At 71.4% G+C, this 329-nt stretch carries 1 protein-coding gene; it reads right to left on the minus strand.

All coding sequences use genetic code 11. From position 1 onward, the window contains the following. Nucleotides 1–329, minus strand: a 329-nt coding sequence (locus tag ACR6JA_RS22865) for an aconitase family protein (RefSeq protein WP_494599770.1), incomplete at both ends; no start/stop codon positions are given.

Consider the following 329-nt stretch of genomic DNA (forward strand, 5'->3'; position numbering starts at 1 on the left):
CAGCGGCTGCCGGCCGACAGGGTGGCGACGCCGGGGCCGAAGAACTCCACGAACTCGCCCGACACCTGGATCGCGCGCAGCCGCTGGGTCACGGTCAGCGCCAGGTCGGTGGCGGTGACGCCGTCCGAGAGCGCGCCGCTCAGGCGCACGCCGATCACGTCCGGAATGCGCAGCATGGTCGGCATGCCGAACATCACCGTCTGCGCTTCCAGGCCGCCCACGCCCCAGCCGAGCACGCCGATGCCGTTGATCATCGGGGTGTGGCTGTCGGTGCCGATCATCATGTCCGGGTGCAGCGCGCCGTGGTCGTCGCACACCACGGTCGCCAG

This window comes from Cedecea sp. B1(4), assembly GCF_059414925.1.